Below are 25,458 nucleotides of genomic sequence, written 5' to 3'. Positions count from 1 at the left end.
GAATTCGATCCTTCCGAGACCTCGGCCTCGCCCGTACTTGAGCTCGGCGACTTCCCAGCTTGATAGTGCGGGAAAGAGCTATCGATCCTTCCGAGACCGGGTCACCACCCTGCGGCTGATCGGCACCTTCGGCTGCGGGTCACTGTCGATCCCCTACGCCGTCGACAACCTCGCGCCGGGGATCGCGGACGCCCTCCGGTAGCGCTCGCACCTGAGAGGTCCAACTGACAACACGAACAGTGTCGCTACCACCTGGCCCGACGGGTGCGCTCGGCGAAACGGTCGAGTGCATCGAGGATCTCGTCTGCCTGCCACACGCGGTTCCGTCGCCCATTCGACGTCTGGTGGAGAACGCCCGCGGCGACGAGTCGGTCGATGGCTCGTTGAGCAGACATATCACTGACATCGAACGTCCTCTGAACGAAAGGGTTGTCGATCACGGGTTGTGCAATAAGTGCATCGATCAGACTCCATACGACGGATTCGCGGCGCGCGACAACGACTCCGATGAAACGATCTCTTGCAGCTGCCAATTCGTCGATCAATGTTCGACCGTTCGACACTGCTGTGAAAGTCGCGGCATTCAAGCGCCGAATTATCGGTTCGACGTGGCCCATTCTGTACTCGCCGAGGCTCGAAAAGTAGGTCGCCGTGTCCGTCAGCAGACCGGCGGACAATGGGGCCGTGACACGTTCGATTACTTCTGCCCGTCGAAGCATCGTATGTATCAGTGATCTGCCGGTACGTCCGCTCCCATCGGTGAACGGGTGAATCGTCTCGAACTGTGCATGGGCAATGGCCACCTGCGGAAGGACTGGAAGATCGTCCCTCGATGCGAACACGAAAAGATCGTCCAACGACGCCGCAAGCCGATCGTGATGTGGCGGAACGAAGGCAGCGTGGTGCGGACCGACATCAGAGCCACCGATCCACACCTGCTGAGTGCGCCAACGACCTGCATCAGGGTCATCGGCCGGCTCCATCAGTGCCCGGTGCATGGCTAGTACCGACTCTGCAGATACCGTCGCACTCACTGCGAGTGCTGCCTCCATGGCCCGTACGTTGCCGCTGACGATCGACGCATTTCGACTGCTCGTCGAGCCCAACTCGGCGAGAGCCAACGAACGCGCGCCAACGGTGAGGTTCTCTATCTGTGATGAGGCAGCGCTCTCGGATCGCAGCAGGATCGAACTCATTGGCGCCAGCTCTGTGGATGAGCCGAGCCGCTTCGACGCGTACTCATCGAACCGAACGATTTCACGCAGCGCATCCTCGGATTCAGCCGACAATTCAGCAGGAAGCTGAAGCTCGAGGTCGCCGATCCGAGGAAGGACGGCAGCTCGGTAGTCCCCCGCGTGCAACCTGCGCTGGGTTCTGGATGCATGCATGGATGACGCCTGCCACGGCCGACTCTCGTACTCGACGGCCGCCAGACCGAGATTTGAATCAGTGGCCATCGGACCACCATACCAAGCTTTATACCTCTATGCATTGGTGAAGATTCAGTAACGCCATCTAAAGCCCTTATTTGCAACCGCTGATCCTGGCAGGTTAGCGTCACACATCTGTGACAAAGGCGGAGCATTCGATGCGAAAACAGTCCTGGCCGCTCGGGGCACTTCGGTTGACATGACGCTTGCCGCAGAGTGCGGCGGTTCAGCAGCAGGCTTGCCGGAGACAACGGAGCCTTGAGTAAACCGCCGCTGCTGGCGACAAGGCTGCTCGTCCCACGGGTGGATCGAACCACAGGCCCTCACCAGCATTGCCCTCTACATGCTGGGCAGAACCGCTTGCGTCTTCGTGTAGATTGCTCACGAGTCGAGACTGGGGGGTCCACTTTTGAATGCAGTTCTTGTCGGGGTGTGCGAATGCGTTACCGCCTGTCCCTCGGTGCCGCGTCGGGCACGCTGATGCCCGACGCGGAAGGCCCGGACACCTTCGATGCCGATCCGGCGACCATGATTACTGCTGCTGAGACACTCACCTCCATCGCACACGAACTCCATGAGGGCTTCGCTGCCATGTCGACGGATATTGAAGGAACAGTCAGGGACCACTGGTCGGGGGCGGCTGCCAATGACTTCCTCGCGAGGTGGTCTGCTGTGCGTAACCATGGCGGAATGGTGGTGGATCGCCTAGAAAGCCTGATCGACGGGCTGACTCTTTCGAGCGTTGAGTATCAATCCACCGACTCGGCGAACGACTTCTCCATCCGAACTCTGAACCTCGACTAGTGATGGATGGCAACTACTCGGTCGATGTCGACGAACTTCAAGCGTTGACGCGCAGAATTGACAGCTTTGCGTCCCTCGTTCGAGAACGCGTGCTCGCGGCCGATGCAGCGGTGGCGCGCCTGTCGATGGAGTGGACCGGCCCAGCAGCGGACTCGTTCCAGATCGCACACCAAGAGTGGGTCAGTTCCGGCGAGACACTCGTCGAGACTGTAGCCGACATGGCGGTGTCGACGAGATCCGCGTGGACGGCGTATTCGGCTGCCTTCGAGGGTAATTCGAGTATGTTGTTGCAGGGCCGTTCGTGACCAAGCAAACTGCATCACCGTCAGTCTTGTATTGGGCTGCGACCCTGTGTAATGACGCAGCGGTGATCTCGTACGAAGTCGTCGCCGAGACAACTTCAGCGCTGTCCGTTGCGAGTGGAATGGCCGGTTCGCACGACACAGCGCGGGAGTGGGCCACCACTTACGACGAGCGTGCATCGACGCTGCTGACATCGCTAGATGATGTCGTTCGAGCGTTGGAGAACTACTGCGTCGTCCTCAATCAGGCCGGCCACAACCATGCTATGGCCGAGAGCGCGGCCAACGGGTCGTCGACCGCGACGCCGGAACCACCGTCTTTCCCTGCCGTGATGCCGGGTTGCACTGTTCCACTGCAGCAGTCAGCCGGAGGAACCGGCAACGGTCTGGAGGACTACGCCTTCGGCATTGCGGACGCGGTTGGCATTCCGGTACCCGACGGTGATACCGAGGACCTTCGGCGGGCCGGTGCGCTGTGGCGGAACCTGAGTGTGAGCGGGAGGATCGACGACGTCCTCGCCCGCCTTCGCTCGGCGGAGGATCTGTTCTTCGACATCGAATCGACTGAGACCGATCTGATTCTAGACGACATGGACGGCCTTCGAACGGGCCTGCAGGCCATCCAATTCGCTTGTGGCGAGCTGGCGGACTCCTGCGAAGAGTACGCCGCGAACATCGACGAGCTCCGATCGCAGCTGTACGGAATCCTGGAAGACCTCGCGGAAGAGCTCACCATGACCGCCGCGATATCGATCGCTGCGGCGTGCATCAGCTTCGGTGCGTCGGCAGTCGTCGGCACCGCGAAGTCTGCTGAGTCGATCAAGAAGTACGGAACCCTGATCGGCGACGGCATTGCTGCGTGGTCCTTTTCCAAAAGCATCGGCAGCGGTGTTCGTGTCGGGGCAGATCTGGGTGTGGTTCAGCGAGTGCTGCAGCGCCTGAAATCCATCGGCCAGAAGGTTGTCGACGCTGCTCGTCGCACACCGCCAAAGCGCAGCATCGATGAACTGTTCGCCAACGGGAGCAAGCCGAAGGCGTCCGAATTAGAGGAGTACGCGCAGTCAGAAGGATGGACCAAGATCCAGACCGCCAACGGGCCGCCGAAGTACATCGACGAGAACGGTGTGACACGGTTGACGATCAAGAGCGGTACCGATAGAGCACCGGGAAGCGGAGATCCGCACGTAGAGATCAGGAACGCCGATGGTCAGCGAGTCGACCCGTTCGGCAACGAAGTGACGCGCAGAAGCACTGGAAACCACACTCCGATCGAATGGGACTTGCCATGAACAAAGACTATTCGCAGCTGAAGGGGCTCAACGGCCTGTATCTGGAGGACAGCTACGTGCTGTCCATATCAGAGGCTCCGGGCCAGTTCACGTTCGCGCTCGATGCGGTTCTGACGCCGGAAAGCGCACGTTACAAACCTCCGAAGCCCGACGAGCAGTACTGTTACGCGCTCGGCAGGCTGGTCTTCAGCGAAGTCACTGCGGTCAAGTGGATATCAAGATCGGCCCAGCAGTACACAGACGCAGCAGGCGACGTCGACCTCGGCAACATCGACAATCTTTCTTTTGAACAGGGCCTGTATGTCGCCGAGGGCGATTGGGGACAAGTGGAGATTCTTTCGTCGGCTGATCCAGAGTTTCTCTTCGACTGATTACTTCGCTCGAGTCCTTTCGCAGCGAGATCGGTCGGCCGAACGACTACCTCGCTTGCAAAAAACTTTGCTGCGCTCGCCTTTCGAGTGGAGACTGAGCACTCCAGAGCGCTCCGATTGCGGATTCAACTGCCTAATTGGTGGGGAGACTATTAATCTCATGCGCATTCGGCTTTGCCCGCTAGGACGTCGGCGTCAGCTACTCCCCTGCCCAACACAGGCAGCGCGGTAGCGGATACTGAGTCCGCAGTGGCGGATTCGGGGCCACGATGTACTCGACACGGGGTCGGTCGAAGCGCACGAACCTTGGGATGCGCTCCGGTATCTGCCATTCGGTCCGTGCGCTCGGTGGTCATTGGGCTGTCAGAGTTCGTGCCGTTCGCGGGCATCGACGGCAACCTACTGTTCGTCGACACCAGGCCCGGTCCATCGCACGGATGCGTGACCGACTTCGACGAGGCCGGCGCGGACGACGGCGGCCCGCAGTGGATCTCGATCAGCGCGATGCTTACCGACCTTGCTGATGCTCTCGAATCGGGTCACCCGTTCACCGGGGTATGGACACCGTCAGTGGTCGACGGGCAGCTGGAGTGGTTGTACGCCAACGCTGGCGCACTACCATCGACATTTCTCCGGGCGGCAACCTAATTCGAGTCCTCGACCCGGCTCAGCGCGTGGATGCATAGTCGCAGTACCTCCGCGACACCGGCAACCAAAGTAGTCCGACGACAATGAGCCCGAGTACGACAATTGTCACGACCAAGGGTCCACCGAACAGTCCGAACAACGAGATCACCGCGAGTCCCGAAGCCCACGTTCGTGGCCAGTGCTGGCCCTGGTACACGCCGCGCGCGAACGTGACATATCCGAACGCGAAGGCAGCGGCAACTGCGACCATTGCGAAGACCAAAGCAATGGTGGCTCCGTCGATGTAGTCGTCCGTGTACAAGGTTGCCGCCCCCGAGGGCTCCATACCGACCAGGTTTTGAACGCGACCCTGCAGATCCAAAATGGTCAGCACACCTAAAAGAGCGGTCAACAACGACAACACGGCAGCCAGAGCCAACACACCGAAAGCAACATGCATGGGTATCGGTCTTGCAACCAACGGCGCACCAGATCCCCGCGGCGTCCAGCCCGCAGAAGAGTTGCGCGAAGCGAGCACCGACTCGGCCGGCCCAGCGAGACCGAAGGGATCTGTGCTCGGCAGCGGCCTGGAAGCCGCATTCCCGCCGAACCAAGGATCGTCGTTCTGCGTCATTAAACCGTCTCCGTTCTAGAGCACACCGTTAGCCGAGAGAACCCAACGAATGGGGTCGAGACACCGAAAGGGCGAGATCCCGTTGTCGTGGAGCCGACTTCCGACCGGTGAGTCTCCGAGCGCCGATACGGCAAAGAAGCGATGAGGGTATGCCTGCCCCGTCTGTGTGTTCGTGACTGATCGGATCACAGGGCCCGCATCGAGTCGCTGAAGCAAGCTACTCACTTCTTCGTGCAACAACCGACCATCGTCTTCGTTGTATGTCGGGCTGTCCATGCCCGGGTCGCGTGAGAATGCCGCCCCCGGATTGGACATGATCTCACTCCATTGGCTGCCGTTGACGTTCTGGAGAGCTTGCAATGCATCGAACTTCGACAAGATCATTGCAATGCGCGGAGTCTGGCGGTTGATCAGGTCGGTGACCGTGCGAAAAACTACCCTGGGATCGCCGCCTCGGTAGCCTTGCATGGGAATGAGATCCGTCAACTGGTGCGCAATCTCCTCGACGCGCAGCGGGTCGAACAGAAACAGGACGGCATCGGCCAGACCGAAGAAGTGCCAGGCATGTCCTTCGGTATTCGCGTTCTCCAGATCCTCACCAGCGACGTCGCGAATCACCAAGTACTGCTTGACTCCTTGCCAGATTCCCAAGCTGAAGATCAGCGGATCCCGCTGGTAGGAACTCGCTGTGTTGACGGTGGGAGTGGGCTCGAGAAGGCCCCGTTCCTCATAGAGGGGGCGTTCGTAGAACTCGCGATAGTTACGCTCGGTCTCTTGGTTGGCTGGATCGACCGATTGCCCCTGCCGCTCCACGAGACGCTGCAGTTGTTTGATCATGACCGCGATATAGACAGTCTTTCCCGTTGCGCGAGCTCCGGCCATCGTGATGCAGGTGGCGTTTCCCCACCGCCAGTACGCCGGTAACTTGAAATGGCAGATCGGACACAAATCCACAGCAGGCCGGCCGAGCTGTTCCTCAGCGTAGTTAGGAGTGGGAGTCCAATCAGGAGGCCCGTTCTCCGGCTTGCGTAACTCTATCGTCGTACCCATAACCACGGGGACGCCGCTGTACGCTGATGCGCGCTCATTCGATTCTGTTTCCGTCGATGTCTCGGCCGTCCACGCAAACCACTCGGGTGAAAGATGATTGAAGCACCTGGGGCACTTGGTCATATCGAGGATCCTCGCGCATCGTTGGCGATACGATCGTTCAATGGGCGGAGGAACGACCGAACAATTTCCTCGACCTCTGATGGTCGAGAGACCAGATAGTCTGCAGTGTCGGAGCCGTCCGGCGCGGGGACTACGACCGCGCCTGCGAAAGCGCGGCAACGTTGCGCTGCTCGCGATGACGACGCGATCATCGAGGCGAATCGCGAATCAGCCGACTCGCGTCCACTCGCGACGAAGTCTGATGGCGAATCAGTAACGAGGACGACCATAGAGTCCGGTCTCAGGGCGTCGAATTGGTCGCCATTTCCAAAGCCGATGCCTGGCTTCGTTGTTTCGAGATGCGCATGGACCGTCGATCCCAGATCACCAGGTCCACCGTACCGAAGACCGGCCGACGTGTTTCCGACCATCGTTACTTCGGGATTTCGATCGTACGAAATCACGGTGGACACTCCCGCGAGTATCTCCATGATCGCGCGCACACTGCCATCCGCAATCGCGGGCAACATGGAGGCACTGGTGTCCACCCGGATGTCGAGCATGGTCTGCTGACTATCGGACAATTGGTCGACGCGGAGCACCGACCTGGCCGCGGCCCGCGCTGACGACGCCAAGGGCCCGAGTTCGATCTCAGGCTCCTCCAAGCGGGTGACTACGGCAATGCGATCACCGTCGGGACCGATCGTGGCGAGCTCGAGATAACTCAAACCTGACACATCGCGCGGGGTGAGCTGCGCACGATCAGGGTCTGGTTCGTTCGAACTATCGACCGCGACCGAAACGTGAATCGTCGTCCCACTCGGGAAGGTCGAATTGCCCTGCGCGGGAATGGCTACAAGCAGCATCTCGTACTCCACCCTGGGCAGGATGAGCATCCCGGGGCTGTGCGCAATCACAGTGGGATCAGAGACGCCGCTGTGACGGACGTCGAGTGCAGCGGCTCCTGCGACACCTACCACCGACATGGACACCATCAGTGGCCGTTTCGGCAGGTGGGCTTTACTCTTGCCGTCCAGCACGTAGGTAACCATCAGATGGTGTCCTTTCGATGATCCTGCATTGTTGCATTGTCTACCACTGTGCCCCTCGATCTTCGCTTGGCCTGATATCCGAGATGTATCGACGAATACCGTGTGCCTCCAACCACTCCCCTACACAACGCGGGTAGTTCGCAAAGATTCTCTCGGCATCGTGTGCGGCCATGTCACGAACGAGAGGCCACATTGCATCGCGCAGTGAATCCGAGTCCGACGGTCCCAAATACAACTGTTTCCGGACAAGTTCGGATAAGAACTCGTCCTCCCTGGAGGGACGTGCCGATGGTCGCTGATAGCGCTGCTCGACGAAATCGATGAACGACTTACCTGCCATGCGAGACACATCGACGACACTCCGTGCCATCAAGGCACGAAGCTGACCGGACTGGGACTCGGCAGTCGCGATCAGATGCGAACGGCATTCGGCCGTATAAGCCGAAACATCATGCCCCATCGACTGTGCTACATAGAAAAGAAGTCCAAGTTTCTGCGAAAGATCTTGCGCTAGTTCTGATGCCGCAATACTGCGACCGAAGAGTTCGTTGTAGTCATTCATGATCGGATCGAAGTAAGTATCGATGAAATTCGCGACAGCGGAGCGAGTCAAGTCACCCCAATCTGCCAATCCACGTAACGCGCCCCACGCTATGGTCACCTGGTCGGACTTCACCCGCCAACCATCAAGTTTCGGCCGGTGGCCCGCCGCAATGAGGTGCGCCAGGACCGTGGCCAAGTCAGCAGTGTCCTCCGCGTACAGAACCACTTGACGCGCGGCTTCGGGCGGAACGAATTCGCCGAATGTTTTGAACAGGGCACCGACGTCACTCGGCGACAGAGTATTCAGTCGACACAGCGCACGAAGATCCTCGGATCGGTCACTCGGGTCGGCCCTTTCCTGTTGGTCATCGAGGATTCCCCACACGGCAAGGCCGGCATATTCCCGCACGTGAGCCCGTTCAGGAGGCGAGGCCCAATCAAGCATCAACGTGCTGTACACATACTCCAGGAACAACGCGACGTCGTAGGGATACTCGAGCTGATTCTTCTCATCGGCGATCTGACACAGTGCTGGAACGTCCAACTTCGATGGAGCGACCCATCGGATGACTTCCGCCGAAAATCGGTGACCGAACCGAACCTCCCTCAGCCGCGGCATGGTCGCAAGAGTCCGACGGACGACTACGCGCAAAGTACGCTCGTCCAGTCGACGACCTACTGTTGCGACGATCCTCGGTCCAGCTGCTGGATCCATCAATTCAGCTGCGACATTTTCGAAAACCTGGCACAACTGCTCGACGAGGTCGAAACTCACTGCCGCATCGGCATTGGTCGCTACGAGCACGTCTGCGATGCGAAGAAGGCGCACTGTCAGGTCGGCCTTCTTAGCGAATCGATCACACGCCAAGCCTGAGAGTTCGCCGAGTAGCGCACTGATATCGGTCGAAAAGACAGACGGAGCCAAACCTGCGAACTCTGCTCCGATCTCACCGGCGGGATGCAGGCTCATCCACTCGTCGTCGCGCACTGCAAGTCTGATCAGGCTACTGAGAGCGCCAGTTGGATTGCGGCCGTGCGACTTCGAGCGAACAAGTGCGGCCATGGCCTCGACCGCGGACTGCGGCGCGAATTCCGCATCGATCTCGTCGGACACTACCGCGAGTCGTGACTCGGGAACAAGCGATCCCGGTCGATGCTCGGAGACTACTCTCGACGCCTCCCGCCTGACGTCTTCCAGACTTGGGAACGACAGCACTGCGATCGCCAATGGCCACATCGGCGACAACCCTTCACCACCCGCCTCCTCCGCTATAGCGTCCTGAAGTTCGACGACGGACAGAGCGGTCGCGTAGTCGCTCAGCGACGCTTGTGCCAACATCGACCACGGCGTGACCTCGACCGAGACCCCGTGGTGCGTACGATGCGGGACCCCGTCGAGCACTCCCAAAATCGGATCGTCCTGTGAGTCGAGGACAACTATGCCGCTGAGAGCTTGGAGGGACTCCTTCTCGGAATCAGGGGCGACGGTGAGATGAACTCTTCTCCCGATATTTTCAACAACCGCGCCCGCTCGATCGTGAGTGCTCCAGTTGAATCGCCTGCTCGTCGCCGGCGACATGAAAAAGCTGACAGCGCCGATCCACAGGGTGCCCGATTCCGAGTTCTCGGTCAGCAGCACCACCGGTGGTCCACCTTCCCACGCCTGTGCCACGGCATCGAGCAGAACTTGAAGCACTCCGAGGCGAAACACGCTGACATCTGTCAAGAATGCAAGCACCTTCTCGCGGGTAATTGCACTGCCGGGTTCCGGAAGCGACGTCGAAGATACAACTGCGGATCTCGTGGCCGCCGGCCCGTACGGCATCGACCAGGAGGGCGACAACCACAGTTGAATAGGCCGAAAGGCCGGGATCGGATCGTCGATGGCACGGTCCAACACAACGTGCGCGAAGATGTTTCCCGGACGACCAGATCCATCGGTGCCTGCTTCGGCGGTATGCCAGTAGGCCGCACCACCCGGTACCGCGGCGTACATCAACCGACGCTCGCGGCCTTCGATTGCTTCCGGCGTCGGATACCGTTCCAACACCGGCTGCAGATCGAATCGAGTCGATACCCAGGCCGTCAGAGCGTCACGCTCGGCCGGATCCAGGTCTCCTGAGACATCCTTGACTTGCCATCCGCCTCCACTACCCGAGCCGTCGTCGAACGACGTGTAGATCAGGTGTGCGAAACGTGTCGGAGCCGACGGTGTCACCGGTCCGGTCTCGCATCGGGCTCCAAGAGAAGCTGTGCGACAGGCGGGTCCAGCAACGCATACGACTTCGCTCGCGCCGAATCTATGTCCAAGAACAATCTGACATATCCGCGGCGGTTGGTTGCGTCTGCACTCCAGCCGGTCGGAGTCCACTGTGGGACCAAGCGTGGGGGAAGGAACTGCCGCATCTCGCGACCGGAATGATCGTTCTGATCGCTCAACAGCAGAGCCTCACCGTCTCGTGCGCTGAGGGGTAGCCTTTCGTGGTTGTAGACCAAAGTGAACGGGGCAGGTGGCTCCAGGTCGCCATCGGCGCCCATTGTGATCTCCAGACGGGTTCCACCGTTCGGTGTCACAATTCGATTGAGCAGATACCAAATACTTGCGAGACCTTTGTAGTCCAAAGTGGTTACCGTGCCGGCCACCCGTTCACCGCGCGAGTAAGCGATCGGAACGAGATGTACAGAACAACCTCCGGGTGGTAGCCGCTTGAAGGACAAACCCCCGTCGCGCTTGTACTGGGTCGCCGAAATCTCCAGATTCGGTTGACTTTCCAGCAGATTTTCGGGCACATGATTTCTAGGCCCGTAGTACGCGTACACACTCGCTGCTGCCTTCGGCCAGCCAAAGGTCACCAGCTGGTTTGCGCAACGCTCCACTATCCGCGCGTCGGTCACCGGCGAGATCGGGCGGGTCTGCACGGTCGTCTTCCCGACGCGAGCCGAACCGTTGAGAAGGGTGACCGGTGTGAGATACGCGCGGTCCCAGCCCGCAGGCCAGGGAATTCTCCGCATCCGCGACGTGCCACCCTCACCAGCCTCGATAGGTTGAGCGAGTTGGGTTTGGCGAGACAAGCCTTCTACTTCGATTGCACCTTCCGCCAGGACTGCGAAACGCAGCCCAGCGTCGGGTGGAGTCTCGGTGCGGTAAACGAGAACATGGCCGGATTCGGGTGTCGTCCAAACCAGTTCGAAGGAGGGCTTGTTCGGATCCGGGTCCGGGTGGACTGTGAGGTCTTCTACTGGTTCGAGAACGACGGAAACCAGAATCTCGCCCTGCGACGGCGCGGCTTGTCGCACGCCATCAGCGACCGAGACCTCCGAGATTGCCCGATACAAGTACCTTTGGCCACGCACCACATCTTCGTCGACGAAGCCGGTGAGGTTGTCGGCGTGTTGTTCGATCTGGTATCGGGGATCGTTGGATACCGGGGACATACCGTCCAGGGGAATTCGATAGATACGCACAGCTCTGGTCCCCTGGAAAGCCGACCATCGGCCGATCACCCGGCCCACGTCCTCGGTGAGCTCGAATCCCGTCACAGGACTTACCGCTTCGCCGTACGCAATCTTGTCGGGCTGTTGCATCGTCGCGTCCGCAGCATCATGTCCGCGATGGCACCACACCTGATAGTTGCGGACTGCAGACGTCGGCGGTCGGTCGTCGACCCACGTCGTAAGTGATGTCACGCCCAGGAGCTCACCTGCTTCAGGCTTGTACGGTGCGTTGATCTCACCCGAGATCACACGATAGATGGCGATCGAGCCGTCGGCATCGGGGTGCGGTGACCATGACAACCGGCGCCCATCACCGGCGTTGGATACCTTCAGTGGCTCGGGTTGGAACGTGCTCTCGAAGTTGTACTCGCAGAAGTCCGAGGACTCGAGACCACTGAACTCGGACTTGTTTGGAAGAGCGGGCGACGGTGTCGACGCTTGCGGCTCGTCCTTTCTTCCGTGGCGCGCGGTCCCCGGCGGGACGACAAAAGTTGGGGCGGGATCCACCCTGGTGCTTTCCTCGACCGGGGCAACAGCACTCGGCACTTCGGCTTCCGCTTTCGTATCCTTTGCACCTGCGTTCGAGAAGACCTCGGCGATACTCCCCGCCAAGGACACCGATGGTCCTCGCAATTGCTTGCGAATCTGCGTCGCTGAGGTATGGCCGTACTTGATCAGGTTGTGAAACGTGACGTCCTTGATCGACGCTGCAGCGGTATCGCCTGCTGCAATCCGATCCGCTCGCCACGCCAACAACGCGTCGATAGGTGTCCGCTCCCCTGCTTTGGTGTCCGGCGCTTTCGGAGTCGGCTTCTCGACGTCCGGGGACGTGGAGCTGGAGGTGGCGATCGTGGGCTTGGCCGGACCGCTTCGCGGAGTTCGTAACTCCTCCGGGAGGTGGCGGAGCACCTCCAACGGGTCCATCCCGAACTTGATCTGGTGATTGATATGAGTGATCGTGTCGGCCCAGTCGGACGCCGCGGGTGACACCCCTGACTTCGACCACCCGTCGGGATCGCTCGAGATCGTCTGTATGTCGCGGGCAGTCGGAACACCGAAACCCACGCTTGCTGCGGCCTGTGCCCACTGGGTCAACGCCGTGGAGCGTCGAGCCTGCTTATCTGTCGCCATGTCAGAATCTGAACTCTCTGTTCTGCGGTGGGTCGTAGCTTTCGGGAGCGTCAACCGGCCTCGACTCTGCGACGCTGTGACGGTCGGGCATCTCCGGGACCGTCCAGTCCTGTGCGGCCACAACCGTTGTGTCGCCCGATCCGACGGTCAACTGGTCGACGGACAGTCCGTCGCTGATCTGTGTTGCAACGCTGACCGTCCCGATACCGGCCCAACCACGCTGCCGGACATCGTCCTTGACTGCAGTCATACCTTGTGTGGTTGCAAGGTCGGTGACCATTCCGCGATCGAAATGATCGACTCGTCCCTGGCCAGGTGCGTCCGCGACCCCCGCCAGGAAGTCGTTCAATGGCACGAATGTTTTGGTGCCGTCGAGAAGAACTTCGATTTGTCCGGTAAGCGACTGCACGAGTTCCGACTTCGGACCCATCAGGTTCGTCCGCGCCTTGTCCCACATCAAAGCGGCACCGGTAGAGGCGAACGATCCTCGAAAGAAGTCTCTCGACCAACGGTCCAATGAGGACCCAGATCCGCTTCCCGGAGCTCGCCACAACAGCGTCGGATCGGCTTTGATATCTCGACCATCGCTGCCCAAGGACTCTCCGGCGTTGACCATTGCCCGCTCCCAGGGTGTACTGAGCCAGCCCAGACCGAACAGATCCTGCCGAAGGTATTCCGCGGTGCTCGCCAGTTGATCTGGGTGTGGATTCGCATACCCGATGGCTGTGTTCTTGGGTAGACCCCACGCAATCCTGCCCTCACGCGACCGCTGAAATGTGTTCGGCCCCAATGGTTCAGCGAGGAACGCGCCCAGCGCTCGACTCCATGAGAGGTACTGAGAGTAAGCGTCGCTCAACCGATCCAAATCGCGTAGTGCAGTTCTGAGATTCGCCTCGTCCGCCTGCTCGTTCGCTGCTGCAGTTTTACGTCTGTTCAGGTCCTGGAACAGGTCGCGTTGCCCTCGCAGGAACACGGACACGAGTACGACGATCCACAGAACGATCGATCCCACGATGACGAGGGCGCCGATCCACCAGTCGAACCATGCTTGCGCGATCCCGACCGCCGACGCCGCGATCACCAACACCAGGATCACCGACGTGATCTGAATCCACCGCGCAAGTTTGTTGTGTCCCTTGCTCTCTGCGGGTGCCGGTCTGTCTGCGTGCGCCCGGAGCCTCGCCAGCAAGTCCTTGACTTCACGATGGCGGTCGTCGAAGTTGCGCGCGAGTGTGGTGCCCACAGCAACGGCGAAACTATTGCCCGTCCGCGAGCGCCACTCGTCGAGTGCTGAGCCGGTCCGGCGCGCTTCGATACCCAACGACGCGTCCTGGTCGAATTCGCTCAACCGGCTTCGAAGCTGGCTCGCACCGATCACGTCGGTCGCGTCGACGCTGTCGACTTCGACCGTTGCGGCAACGACACCAGGGATGCGATCGAATTGTTCGGCCGGCCCCGGTACTACGTCCGATGCCCGTCGTAGGACACCTCGGCTCGCGCCGATCTGCACTGGCGGCAACTCGGCAGACCTCGCACCCCCATCTGCAAGAGTCATCGCAGCACGTGAGTAGTCCTGCCAAAGGTCGGAGAGGTCCGCGCGCGCAGCATGGTGTCGTTCGTCGTCCATCGACTCTATGGAACTGCGCAGTTGGTGCGTGGCCGAACCTACCTGGAACCAGCTGGCCGACCGCCCCTGTGTTGTGCGACCGTTGGCCACCACCTCGTAGGCAGACGGATTCTCGCCGAACACCGTTGAGTGAACGGCTCCGGCGACGGAGGAAGAGACGCTGTCGACTACACGTGCATACCAAGCCGCAGGTGCATTGCGGAGCGCTGCACCGAGAAACGAAAAGAACATCTTCAAAGCAGCCCAGAATCCAATGATCTGGGTCTGCTCGACGGCATAGGGGACGCGGTCACCCATCAGTACTGCGCGATGCTTGTCCCACAGATTGCGGGCCATCGTGTGCGTCGCCAGCTGTACATCATCGATGTACGTGACGGGCGCGCCACCTTCGCGGGGTAGAGGCAATTGGCCGTCTTGTTCGAATATCTGTCTGCGCAGCGAATTTTCGACCTCCGAAGTGTCCAAACGTCGGTAGAACGAGCGCGTAAGGCTGAGTAAGTTGCCGGGAAGGACGGGCTTGTCATCGAAGGGGGCATGTTCGACGTCGGCCCATAGCCCGGACACAGCCGCCACAACCGGCGCCGCATGGCGTCCGATTTCGAGACCGTTGTCCTCGGCGGAGAGTGCGATGTGCCCCATACCCGGGCCGCGTGCATCTTCTGGAGCGATCAGGATGTTGTGCCAACCGTCGAGCGCCAAAACCGTGTTGGTGGGCGGTACACAACCTGGTCGGCCGAGGAGCAACCGCAACCGCACGACGCGAGCTCCACCCGAGGTCGAGGCCAACAACTCGGCTACTCGGCGCTCTGTATCGATGCTCAATGCCGGAGACTGTCCGGTAAGAGGCACGAGCACGGACAGTCGGAGCGTGAGAATCCGTTGCGAAGCAACGACTTCCTCGATCGTGGTGTCGTACTCGCGACCGTGCTCGACCCTGGTTGCGGCCACTGGCGAACGATCCGCCTCCGAACCGTCCACCCATAGGAACGGGCGTATCAACCCGACTGCAGAGAGATCCTTCAGAACATCTTTGATCCCACCGGCAACACCGGGGGTCGCAAGAAAAACAGTAAGTGCAGCCATCAGTTCGTTCCTCGTTGTGGGATCTCGAACGAGTCCGCACCGGTCGACCACGATCCGACCGGAGGCGCGGGAGGCGGTGTGTCGGTACTTCGAGACGGTTCAAGTGCAGCGGCGAGGCATTCGTCGATCAGCGAAATCAACTTACCGGTGCCCCAGAACACGTCTGGTGCCAGATCCCTGTAGATAGGAGTTTTCGTTGCTTGCGCCCGAACGGTGATGTTGGAGAAGACTCCGCCACCGACGGCGCCTGCCTCGCCGACGGCCCCGCCAGAGCCAGCAGGCATGTAGTGCTTGCCTACGAAGGCACGCTCCTCCTCGAGCCAGGCCTTCGTTCTGGCGGCGCGATCCTGTGGAGTGACAGATTCACCGGTATCGGCAACTGCCGAGGCCAACCCGGTTCCGGTGTTTCCGGTCCGGAGCCAGTCGGTCAGGTGTGCAGCTGCTGACAAAGCGAAGATGCCGCTGACCTCGTCCTCGGTCGAGGAGTCGTAGAGTCTTCTGAGCGCACGGTAGGGCTGCATCGACGACATCACCGGCGGTTCGTGCGACTGAGCCATCGCCAACAAAACCGACTCGATCACAGCCGGCAGCCAATCGTAGTCGGCAGCGAACTCCGATGGCGGAGTCAGCAACGGGTTCGGAAAGTTGAGCCATCTCCCAGCCTCACCGTCCCAGATCCGTGCCGGTTCGATGAACGGCGATTTCGGGAGGAAGATTCGTCCGAGGATCTGCCCGAGCAGCCAGCCTCCGACCATCGCTTGACGCTCGGACTGGTGCATCGGCAACGAGGCAGCCAACGGACGTGCACGACGCAAGTGCCAGAACGCCTTACGCTGCGACGGTGAAGACTCCAGCCATTGTCGGGAGGCCGGACCGATTACCGAGTTGTATGCGAGCGGGGAGTAGTTGGGGTACGAACCGAAGATGTCGATCCGCTTGATCTGCTTCTCATCGGTCAGTGCGTTGACCAGAACGTCCTTGGTCGTCTGGTCTATCCGCACACTTCGTTCGAGTTCGGCGGAGAGATCGTCGGCAATACTCTGTCCGTCGAACGGGATCGCTGAGAACTTGAAGCGGTACTTCATCTGCTGGTCGTTGTGAATCGCTTGCATCGCAGTCTCGTTGACGCTGGCCAGAGGTCTTGCGAGCGCGATGGCTTCGCCGAACTTCGACACCAGGTCTCGACGTCGGCCTGCCAGTTCCGATTCGGCGGCACCTCCCCCGGTGACGAAGTCGTGCAAGGAAACCGAGCAGAATTTGTCGAATGATTCTCCGGTGCGGCTGACGAACTTGCGGGCTCTGGCGAGCAGCTCATGAGGCCGGGTGTGCACGTTGTATGCCGCGGGTGAGGAGATGATGGACTCTCCGCTTGCTGGGTTCGTCGGAAAGACCCGTGAGCGCCACGACGCGGTGCGTTCGACGAGCCGAACTGTCTCCCCTGGTGCACGACTGCCGTCGATGGTGGGCCACAGGCCTGTGATGACCTGAGCCGCCGCCCGAGCGACGGAGTCACCGAACGCTCGCCGATCCGTTGCACTGCTTCCGGTCGCGGCAGGAAGGTCCAGCTCGTATCGCATCTTGAAGTCGCTCGAACTGGTCAGCATCACTTCGTTGTTTGCCTCGGCGAACCGAGACGGAACCTTTTCGTCCGAATCGGACGGCCACGCCGCATATTGATCGGTCTGCAATCGAGCCAGACCGAGATCACGCGGTTGTTCCACCGAGGCTTGCCGAAGCAGTGTGTGAGATTCGTTCAGCGCAGCTACCAAGGGGTCGAACACCTCGGCGACCATCGCGCCCGACGCTGCGCTCAGATGCGACGAAAGTGTCGCGTAGATCTGACGCTCTACGATGCGGCGGGTGCCGTCGAGCACGCTCACGACGACTTCTTGTGCGTTCGACAAAGTGCCCTTGAGCGCAGCCAAGGTTGCGCGTACGTCTTCTGGTGGTTCGGCGATGTCTCCCGGTGCCTGCTTCGCGAGGTCCTGTGCCGTCGGCAGAACCACGTTCTGCATGTACTTCGACACCCGCTTGACGAGAGCCGTCGCATAAGGAAGGCCGAGTTCGGCTACAGCGTCGCCAACGACCTTCTCGAGTTTGTCCGCAAAGTCGAGGTGCCAACGGAACGCTGCCGAGTAAGCGGCGTTCTGGGCACCGGAGAGCAACGCCGATCGCCTGCCGTTGAGGTTCCGATGGACCTCCGGGACCCACGCAGCAGCATTGAGACCGTTGCCGGACGGAATGTAGTCGCGGAGCGAGTCGTCGATCACGTGGGTTGCGAGCGTCGACACTTCGGACCGGGGTAGGACCGTCGTCGTGATCCACATTCCGATGTCCTGGGGAAGAGCGTTCGCGTCTGTGTGTCCGGTCGGAAGCCCCAGCGCTGCACAGATGTTGCCCCACTGATTGTCGAGAACTGCTGCGGCCTGCTCATCCTCCGATGCGCGATTCCCTGGCTGCACATGTCCACGGAGCAGCTTGTCCGCGCTCGCTCGTGCGAGTCGCTGGGATGAATACTCGGCGTAACGATCACGGCCCATACTCAGACTCGCAAATCCGAACGATCCCCACGGCAACGTGTTCCAGGTCTTGTTTCCCCAGCCGAGGTACTCACGGCTGCCTGCGATTCCACCACCGTTGGTCAGATCCCACTCGACGAATTGCTGGGTGGCCGACTGGCTCATCATCAGCGCCGACAGTCCTCGACCGAGACCACGGTAGATCGCGTTGGGGGTACCGTCGCCGAACAGCGTCTGTTCGGCACCGACGTATCGGCCCACTGGGAACACCCGGGCGAAGGGAATGAGTTCCCCTTCACCGTTCTGCTGTCCGAGTGCGCGAAGAATCGAGACATCGTGGTCTCGTGCGGATCCCGTTTGACTGGCCACGATTTCACCGAGCATGGCGAGCGCATTGGCGCGGACTCCGGTGGTGGCGGAGGCGTCGAGACCGTCGAAAATATCCGGAGCGACCATGAACACCCCCATGAGCCGCGGATCGACTCCAGTGATCAGGGTGAGCAAGCGACAAATGTCCAATGCCATCGATGCCCCAGCACCACCTGCCATCGACGAGACAACCAGAACGACAGGCCGTTCACCTGGGTCGTACTTGCCGGCACCCGGAATATCGAGATTTCGCATCTCTGTATCGGTCTCTACGAGATTGAGCTTGCCCCAAGCAGTTTCGAGCCGTTCCCGAACCGAAGCCGCACGACTCAAAGTGATCATGCGGCCGAGAGCGCGGAATTGTCCTGCTCCGGTGCTCAGCGGAGTGTGTACCGCAGACGGATCACGAGGTGCCCAGGTCGCGATGGAGTCGAGGCGCTGCTTGCCGATGAATTGTTGGCTCATCGCATTGTCGAGAACGCTGTAGCTGTCGCTCTGTGGACCCGTTCCGACGTAGGTGCCGCCTTGATCACGGACATGCCCCATTCCGTCGGGCCCGGGCGAAGGAGCCGTCGGAACATCGAGATGGATGAACTGCCATCCGGCTGGAATACCTTCGATGCCGTGGGAGGCGAGGTCGGAGCGGAGCTGATCCATCATGTACGCCAGCGTGGCTCCACCGGAACCGCCGCATCCGACGACGAGAAAACGCCTCATTCGTCTACCTCTCCATTAGCTGATTTACGCATTTTCGGTGCTCTTGTACGTGCTGTCATCGACCGTCGCCGAAAGGATCGAATGGCTTACTGGACGGGCCCGATTGCGTCGGTCCCTGGCCTCCGGAAGGTCCACCGAACGGTTCCTGGGTTCGAGGGGTGGGCGTAGTCCTGCTGGGTCCGCCACCGAATGGGTCGTTGTTGCCGGCACTGGACGGGGAGACGCTGCCGCCCCCGAAGGGATCGAAACCGGAGGGGCCGGCGGCCGGCGACGTCGGTGCGGAGGGATTCGACTCAGGGTTGATGGAAGAACGGAGCGTTGCCAGCACATTAGGCAAACGGTTCGTCATGTCTTCGACGACCGACCGCCGAACGGTAGGGCCTGCGTCGTCACCGATCAACAACACGACCGTGGCCGAGTCTGCGGGGCCCTGCGGATCATGAAGTACAACCCAGGTGTTGTGGACCGCCAAAGGCAATCTTGCCTCTAAATTCTTGCCGTGTGTCGCCGGTATAACGGACGAGGCGCCTACACGCCCCGGCGACGATACCGTCACGAATCCCGCTCCGACAGGTGACCATCCAACATGTGTACGTAGCTGGACGCCGGCGACATCGAGCGATCGTGCCGGCGAATCGAGACCACGGACGACCTCGATCAGGTCGCGATCGGTCAATGCAAAAGGTGAACCGCTGCGAAGGACCGTGCTGCCCGCGATCGTGACGGGGAACTGCTGCCCTTTGAGTGTGCGAGCAGGAATTTTCGCCGTGTACCACTTTCCGCCGTACAACATCAGCAGTGGGATACCCGGGCCGAGCAGGAGTGCAACGAGCAGGGCAAGTAGAGCGTTGCTGGTATCGAGGGGCTTTTCCAGTTCTGCCCGGAATTCGACGTCGATGGGCAACGCACGGTCTGCTTCTCCGTTGGGGGCGACCATCAACTGCACGGTTCCGTTGATCGGACCATTGGCTGCGTCCTCCACCTGCAGTGCGAGTGGGAATGTACCGTCCTGGCCATCACCGAGCTCCTGGCAAGAGTCGACGGTTGCAGCTCCCGAGGTCGATACACCGACACTCCCGACACCGTCCGGCGACCCGAGGATTGCCGCCGTCATCTCTTGCGGCAGCCAGACACACCCTGGACCGGTGACCGGCAGATCAGCCGAGAACGTCCCTGCGCCTTCGAGGGTGCCGAAGTCGACGGTCCGCGGCAAGGCCGGAAAGCCGATCGGTGGTGCAACGGCCAACGGGATGTCGACGGACTGTGGTGCGAGAGCCGTCCCGGGTTCGATGGCGCCACTCGGTGTCGTAGCGTCCGCTGTAGTCACATCGAGAGTAAGGCGCACGGTTGCCTGTCCTGGGGCAACGTCGGTCAAGTCCAGTCGCAGGGGCTCGGAGATCTGGTCCTTCGGGATGCTCGCACCGACGACTGTCTGTTGTCCGTCGCTCTCGATCAGAGTGGCTGACAGGGCGGCAGTTCCGAGCAACGCATTCGGATCTACCTCGTTTCGAGCCGCATCGACGATACCGAGATCGACTGGCACATCCGATTCGCCACTGTGAATAGCGGTAGTGCGTTGCCCTTTCCACTCAGGAAATAGATTTCCTGAGATATGGATATTCGATTTGGAGCGAGCTCCTGCAGCATCGCCCGTCGGATCGACGAAAGCCAAAGCCCACACGCCTTGCCACTGTTCGGCACCTGGATTGGCCATGTCGAAGGACAGGGTTCTTGCCGACTGCCAGCGGTAGGCGACGTCCACACCCGCAACATTTGCAGTCACATCTGCCTCTGATGTCGGAAGTGGCAGCTCGGAGCCATCCGGCGCAACCAGTGTCGGTATCAACCCTGGGACATCTGCCGAGGCCAGTACGGATACGGAATCGATCGAATCGTCGAGTACGAACCGATGTTTCCCTTCTTCACACACGGTGAGGGCACAAACCCCGGATTCGCGAGTGAGCGGTGCTTGACCGGGCGTGGAGAAGGCATCGAACGCAAAGAGCAGGTCGTCGATGTTCTGAGCCAGGTAGAAGTCACCAGGGCTGGGTGTCGTGATGTTGCCGCATAGTGCCGAGCCGGTGCGCTCACCGGTCGCGATCGATCGCATCACATCGAAGTCCGCTGGAGATGCTGTACCCGCGGCGAGGCCGATACCGAACAGTACAACGCCTGACGAACGGAGCTGATCGGCCACACCACCGGGGCGACAGATGGACTCAGTGGCTGCCCCCACCACGCGCGTCACGTCTTCAGCAGTATCGAGCGGCTGATCGGGAGCGTATGGCTTGCGTGTATCGCTGCGCGAGGTGAAGTCGATCTTGCCATCCGAGAACCATGCAACTGCTTGACAGGGGTCTACCCCGTCGGCGGCCTGGGTCTGGTCCCCGAGCGACGCTCGAGCGCCATCCAGCGCCAACCAGTAGTCGGTGTCGATTCCGTTTGTGCGATCACGAAACTCGTCGACCGAACTTTTGAGTGCCGGAAGAGTTCCTGAGCCAAGGGGTGTCCAGTTGGATTCGACAGAGTAGGTATCGGCAAACCCCGCTATCGCGACATCGAGATCGATCCCTGACGAATCTTGGAATTTCGCGAGTTGATCCAGCAGATAGTTGGCCGACGTGATTCGCGCGCCGTCCGGATCTGATGTTTGGAGGCTCGAAGATTCATCGATCATGAGTAGTAAGTCGCCGCTGCGCTGCGCCGCGAGGCATGCGCCGAAGTCAGATACGGCGGCGCCACCGGGAGCGGCAGCCGCCACTGGTGCCAAAGCGATCGCCACCGTGGCGCCGAGCCCTACCAATGCAGCGGTGAGTAGTGCGCTGGCTTTCGCTTTGTTCACAGTCGACCAATCCAGTCAGCGATGCGCAGCGCGCAGACAATTATTCCGATTGCCGCGATAGCCAGGACGGCCCAGTACGCCGGCCGGATCCACGTTGGTTCGGCGTAGACAGGACGTGCCCTCCGATTGGTGTCCAGCAGAGTGAATGCCGACAGCACCCCTATCGCTGCTGGCCCGGCGAGCACCCATCCGATTACCGCCAGCGGGCCGGAGGCTCCGAGCGCGACTCCCACGACAAGACCGATCAACGCAAGTGCACCGGAAGCCAAGAGGTAGGCCGAGGGTGGACCTGCGACCGAAAGCGAGGAGCTCGGTTGGACGCCAGCCGGCTGATGAGACGGCAGAGGCGGTGGTGAACCGGATCCTCTGTCGTTGCCGTAACCGAACGGATCCGGTGATGAAGCCAATGCGTGGTCTCCTCAGACTGACTCGGGTTCGCAGACGATGACGCAACGCGAACCGTTTCCCGAGGAATCGACGATTCTATCTATTGCGTTACTGCTGAGACTCATTCGTAATGAATTCATCGGCGATGGCGGGCGTTTCAAGTGCCGGCCGACCGCATCGGCGGCCTATGGCCTACCTCAGACGTTGATTCCGAAGTCGCGGGCGATTCCGGCCAGACCCGAAGCATAACCTTGGCCGACGGCTCGGAACTTCCATTCCTCAGCGTGCCGATACAGCTCACCGAACACCATTGCTGTTTCGGTGGAGGCATCTTCGCTCAGATCGAATCGAGCCAGTTCGCGTCCGTCCGCCTTGTCCACGACGCGAATGAACGCGTTGACTACCTGCCCGAAGTTCTGTCCGAGTTCTTCGGCAGCGTGAATCGAAACGGGGAACACAATGGATACGATCTCGGGAGACAATGCGGCGAGGTCGATGTCGATGCTTTCGTCGTCACCCTCGCCCTCACCGGTTCTGTTGTCGCCGGTGTGCACGATGGCCCCGTCAGGCGACTTCAGATTGTTGTAGAAGACGAAAAAGAGCTCGTTGAGAACCTTCTTGTTGCCCCCGAGAGCAATGGCGCTTGCGTCGAGATCGTAGTCACCACCTGTGGTCGACCTGACATCCCAGCCCAGTCCGATAGTAACGGCGGTGAGACTCGGTGCCTGCTTACTCAGGGAGACGTTTCCACCCTTGGCCAAGGTCACGCTCATGATCCGACTCCTTCTTCGACGCAGAGATCGAGATCGATCGTTTTGGACTACATACGAGCACAGCTCTTTACTTTTAACAGATAAATGCTTTGCGAACACTGTGAACAGTCACAATTAGTCCGTTTGAATGACCCTAAGATGTCACGCCGAACACGACAAACAAAGCGGCACCGAGAACGATCCCAACCGGAAGCCAGTTCCTCTCCGCAAACCCGAACCTGGGAGTCGTGCCTGCCGACTTCGCGCGTCGCCGGATCGAGTTACGTCGTGCCCTCGACAAGGCGAGGAGTGGGATCAGTAGCAAAGACAGATACAGCGCCACCAGCGAGATGTTGTCACTATCAGCAAAAGCACCCGCCACCACACCGAGTGAAAAGAACGCGATGAAAGCCCAGGCTGGAATCGTCTTCCAGAGTGGTACCAGACGCTTCCGCGAAGGCGCCTGCCCCTCGACGATTACGTCCGCTGACGGGGTTTTCACCGAGCATTCAGTGGTTTCGACGTTCTCTGAGAGCTCCGATGTAAGCGGTGGCTGGGAGGTCGGTCCCGGCGGCCCGAACCCTTGGGCAGCCGTTGGCTCTACCCACGGTGTGGTGAATGGGTCGTAAACGTCGACTGTTGGACGTTCGATTGTCCGCGCGTCGGCGATGGAGTTCACTCGAGCGACGACGAAGTCTGCATCCGAAGCCTTCACCGTTGCGACGTTCCGCGGCTCTCTTCCATCGGCGCATACCACCAGAGTGCGACCTGCGGCACGCATTTTGATCTCGCAGGCACCGATCTCGAGTGCACTTATCTCAACCAGCGGCCCCTTGGAATCCAGGCTTGTGCTCAGGAAGAGAATCAAACGACGATTTGTTATCGCCAGTCCATCTGTCAGCGGTCTGAACGTGCTGATCCGTGCCAGCGCCCGTATTTCTTCTCCCTCGCCGATGACACCACTAAGCGACTCCATCCACTTGGTAGCGTCCTTTTCCTTCAGGCTGGGTGAAAACGGTGGCAGCATCGTGGTCCTGTTCAGTCAGAGGTTGTCCGTCAGGGCATCGGGGAACTGCGGCAATGTGTTTCATCAGGTAGCGATGTAACGCATAGTAATGTCCAGCCGAAGTCTCCTACTGAACGTGGGCGCACTCAGCCCCGCACAAATCGAATGCAGGCGATTACTTGAAGTTCCGTACGGTATCTCGTAAAACCTCGCTTCATCAGCGCGTGACTGCCACTGCAGTCTGTTTGTCGCTTAGCGCGCTTGTGCTGGGGGGATGCTCAGCGGAAGACTCGAACGTCGAAACAGGCGACCCCGTACAAGTCACCGTGCCGCCCCTCCCCCAGGTCGACACGACTGCCCGACCGACAACGACAACGACAACGACAACGACGCGCACTACAACTCCAACAGCGACCACCACGACAGCTACCACGATCCCGCCGATGGTCGCCACAGAACCGCCGGTGTATGTGCCGGCGCCACCGACATACACGCCTCCTCCGCCCGCATACACGCCACCACCACCGGCTTACACGCCGCCGGCTGTACCAGTGCCAGACCCGTCCGAATCACTTCCTGGTGTCGTTCAACCCGGGTCATTCTGTGATGTGCCGGGTGCCCCAGGAGTAACCAAGGCCGGTACCGCCATGGTGTGCGGCACAGCGAAGGATGGGCGCCTGCGCTGGAAGAGCAGCTGACTACAGGGTGCAATTGACCGGGGTCGCGCGGTCAAGAGATAGTAATGCTCGAGCAGCATCACTTCGGGCAAAGGCAGAATAACCATCTATACCGCATCGATCTCCAGAAACAGCGCACGCGAGCCATTTTCGGCGTCGTTCAGGCATCCAGCACGTGTGGATCCGTCGACCGGACTACCTGGCAGGCGAGTGCGGCGGACTCTTGGAGTGCTCGAGGCGCACCATGGTGACTCATGATCGAGACCACCGGCGCCGGCAAGACGACCATCAGCTGCTAGATACCGATCCGGACCGCGACCGGTCCCATCCACATCGACTGCCAAGACACGGTTACGGATACCGAGATCATGGTCGCCGGCCCTTATAGAGCAATCGTGGCGTTTTTCCGCGGAAGACGTGACCGACCAAATCGTCAAGTGCGCTGTGAAGGCCGCGTTGCCAATCCGGCGAGGCGCGAGCGATGACGACCTCAGAGCTACGCTCGACCACGAGTCACAGCAGTTCTGGCGTGTCCCCGGCGAACGGGGCCATCATGTTTTAGAGTCTTGTTGCCCATGAGCTGGGCGGATAGGACTATGGAGAACATGGCTGGACGGAAGCGGAACTCCGCGGAAGACATCGTGCGCAA

The 25,458-nt window shown here is 60.4% G+C and carries 17 protein-coding genes; 5 read left to right on the top strand and 12 right to left on the bottom strand.

Features of this window, described 5'->3' with window-relative positions; translation table 11 throughout:
• Positions 1–245: 245 nt before the first annotated feature.
• Positions 246–1,457 carry a Fic family protein gene (locus O1W68_RS18770; protein WP_269306140.1) on the bottom strand — a complete coding sequence of 404 codons (1,212 nt, stop codon included), beginning with the start codon at positions 1,455–1,457 and terminating at the stop codon, positions 246–248.
• A 453-nt stretch (positions 1,458–1,910) separates the two neighbouring features.
• On the opposite strand from O1W68_RS18770, the gene O1W68_RS18765 reads away from it, so the two are divergent.
• The 5 genes from O1W68_RS18765 (at position 1,911) to O1W68_RS18745 (ending at position 4,844) form a co-directional block, all read left to right on the top strand.
• Positions 1,911–2,234: a WXG100 family type VII secretion target gene (locus O1W68_RS18765; protein ID WP_269306138.1), complete on the top strand. Its 324-nt coding sequence runs from the start codon at positions 1,911–1,913 to the stop codon at positions 2,232–2,234.
• A 2-nt stretch (positions 2,235–2,236) separates the two neighbouring features.
• The gene (locus O1W68_RS18760) at positions 2,237–2,539 is read left to right on the top strand and encodes a WXG100 family type VII secretion target (RefSeq protein WP_269306313.1); all 303 of its coding nucleotides are present in this window, start codon (positions 2,237–2,239) and stop codon (positions 2,537–2,539) included.
• A 62-nt stretch (positions 2,540–2,601) separates the two neighbouring features.
• Positions 2,602–3,825: a WXG100-like domain-containing protein gene (locus O1W68_RS18755; RefSeq protein ID WP_269306136.1), complete on the top strand. Its 1,224-nt coding sequence runs from the start codon at positions 2,602–2,604 to the stop codon at positions 3,823–3,825.
• A complete protein-coding gene (locus O1W68_RS18750) occupies positions 3,810–4,196 on the top strand; it encodes a hypothetical protein (protein WP_269306134.1) in 387 nt (128 codons plus the stop codon). The genes O1W68_RS18755 and O1W68_RS18750 overlap by 16 nt, the downstream gene beginning before the upstream one ends.
• Positions 4,197–4,535: 339 nt before the next feature.
• Positions 4,536–4,844, top strand: coding sequence for a hypothetical protein (locus O1W68_RS18745; protein ID WP_269306132.1), 309 nt, complete (start codon positions 4,536–4,538; stop codon positions 4,842–4,844).
• Positions 4,845–4,863: 19 nt separating this feature from the next.
• On the opposite strand, the gene O1W68_RS18740 is transcribed toward O1W68_RS18745, so the two are convergent.
• From O1W68_RS18740 to O1W68_RS18690, 11 genes are all read right to left on the bottom strand, one after another.
• Complete coding sequence (locus O1W68_RS18740) at positions 4,864–5,457, bottom strand: hypothetical protein (RefSeq protein WP_269306131.1); 594 nt, start codon at positions 5,455–5,457, stop codon at positions 4,864–4,866.
• A gap of 15 nt (positions 5,458–5,472) precedes the next feature.
• Complete coding sequence (locus tag O1W68_RS18735; protein ID WP_269306129.1) at positions 5,473–6,630, bottom strand: TRAFAC clade GTPase domain-containing protein; 1,158 nt, start codon at positions 6,628–6,630, stop codon at positions 5,473–5,475.
• Positions 6,627–7,661, bottom strand: a complete 1,035-nt coding sequence (locus tag O1W68_RS18730) for a hypothetical protein (protein WP_269306127.1) — start codon at positions 7,659–7,661, stop codon at positions 6,627–6,629. Before O1W68_RS18730 ends, O1W68_RS18735 begins: the two co-directional genes overlap by 4 nt.
• Positions 7,662–7,701: 40 nt before the next feature.
• Positions 7,702–10,422, bottom strand: a complete 2,721-nt coding sequence (locus O1W68_RS18725) for a GAP1-N2 domain-containing protein (RefSeq protein WP_269306126.1) — start codon at positions 10,420–10,422, stop codon at positions 7,702–7,704.
• On the bottom strand, positions 10,419–12,830 hold the full coding sequence (locus tag O1W68_RS18720) for a hypothetical protein (RefSeq protein ID WP_269306125.1): 2,412 nt from the start codon (positions 12,828–12,830) through the stop codon (positions 10,419–10,421). The genes O1W68_RS18725 and O1W68_RS18720 overlap by 4 nt, the downstream gene beginning before the upstream one ends.
• Before the next feature lies 1 nt (position 12,831).
• Positions 12,832–15,540, bottom strand: a complete 2,709-nt coding sequence (locus O1W68_RS18715) for a hypothetical protein (protein WP_269306124.1) — start codon at positions 15,538–15,540, stop codon at positions 12,832–12,834.
• The gene (locus O1W68_RS18710; RefSeq protein ID WP_269306122.1) at positions 15,540–19,145 is read right to left on the bottom strand and encodes a tubulin-like doman-containing protein; all 3,606 of its coding nucleotides are present in this window, start codon (positions 19,143–19,145) and stop codon (positions 15,540–15,542) included. The genes O1W68_RS18715 and O1W68_RS18710 overlap by 1 nt, the downstream gene beginning before the upstream one ends.
• 55 nt (positions 19,146–19,200) lie before the next feature.
• Complete coding sequence (locus O1W68_RS18705) at positions 19,201–21,987, bottom strand: hypothetical protein (protein WP_269306120.1); 2,787 nt, start codon at positions 21,985–21,987, stop codon at positions 19,201–19,203.
• Positions 21,984–22,394, bottom strand: coding sequence for a hypothetical protein (locus O1W68_RS18700; protein WP_269306118.1), 411 nt, complete (start codon positions 22,392–22,394; stop codon positions 21,984–21,986). The genes O1W68_RS18705 and O1W68_RS18700 overlap by 4 nt, the downstream gene beginning before the upstream one ends.
• 177 nt (positions 22,395–22,571) lie before the next feature.
• The gene (locus O1W68_RS18695) at positions 22,572–23,147 is read right to left on the bottom strand and encodes a TerD family protein (protein ID WP_269306117.1); all 576 of its coding nucleotides are present in this window, start codon (positions 23,145–23,147) and stop codon (positions 22,572–22,574) included.
• A gap of 133 nt (positions 23,148–23,280) precedes the next feature.
• Positions 23,281–24,102: a hypothetical protein gene (locus tag O1W68_RS18690; RefSeq protein ID WP_269306115.1), complete on the bottom strand. Its 822-nt coding sequence runs from the start codon at positions 24,100–24,102 to the stop codon at positions 23,281–23,283.
• Between the last annotated feature and the right edge of the window lie 1,356 nt (positions 24,103–25,458).

It is taken from the genome of Rhodococcus sp. H36-A4, from assembly GCF_027158005.1.
In the GTDB taxonomy this organism is placed as follows: domain Bacteria; phylum Actinomycetota; class Actinomycetes; order Mycobacteriales; family Mycobacteriaceae; genus Rhodococcoides.
Note: the sequence above shows the minus strand (reverse complement) of the source record. Positions and strands in the feature narration are given on the sequence as shown.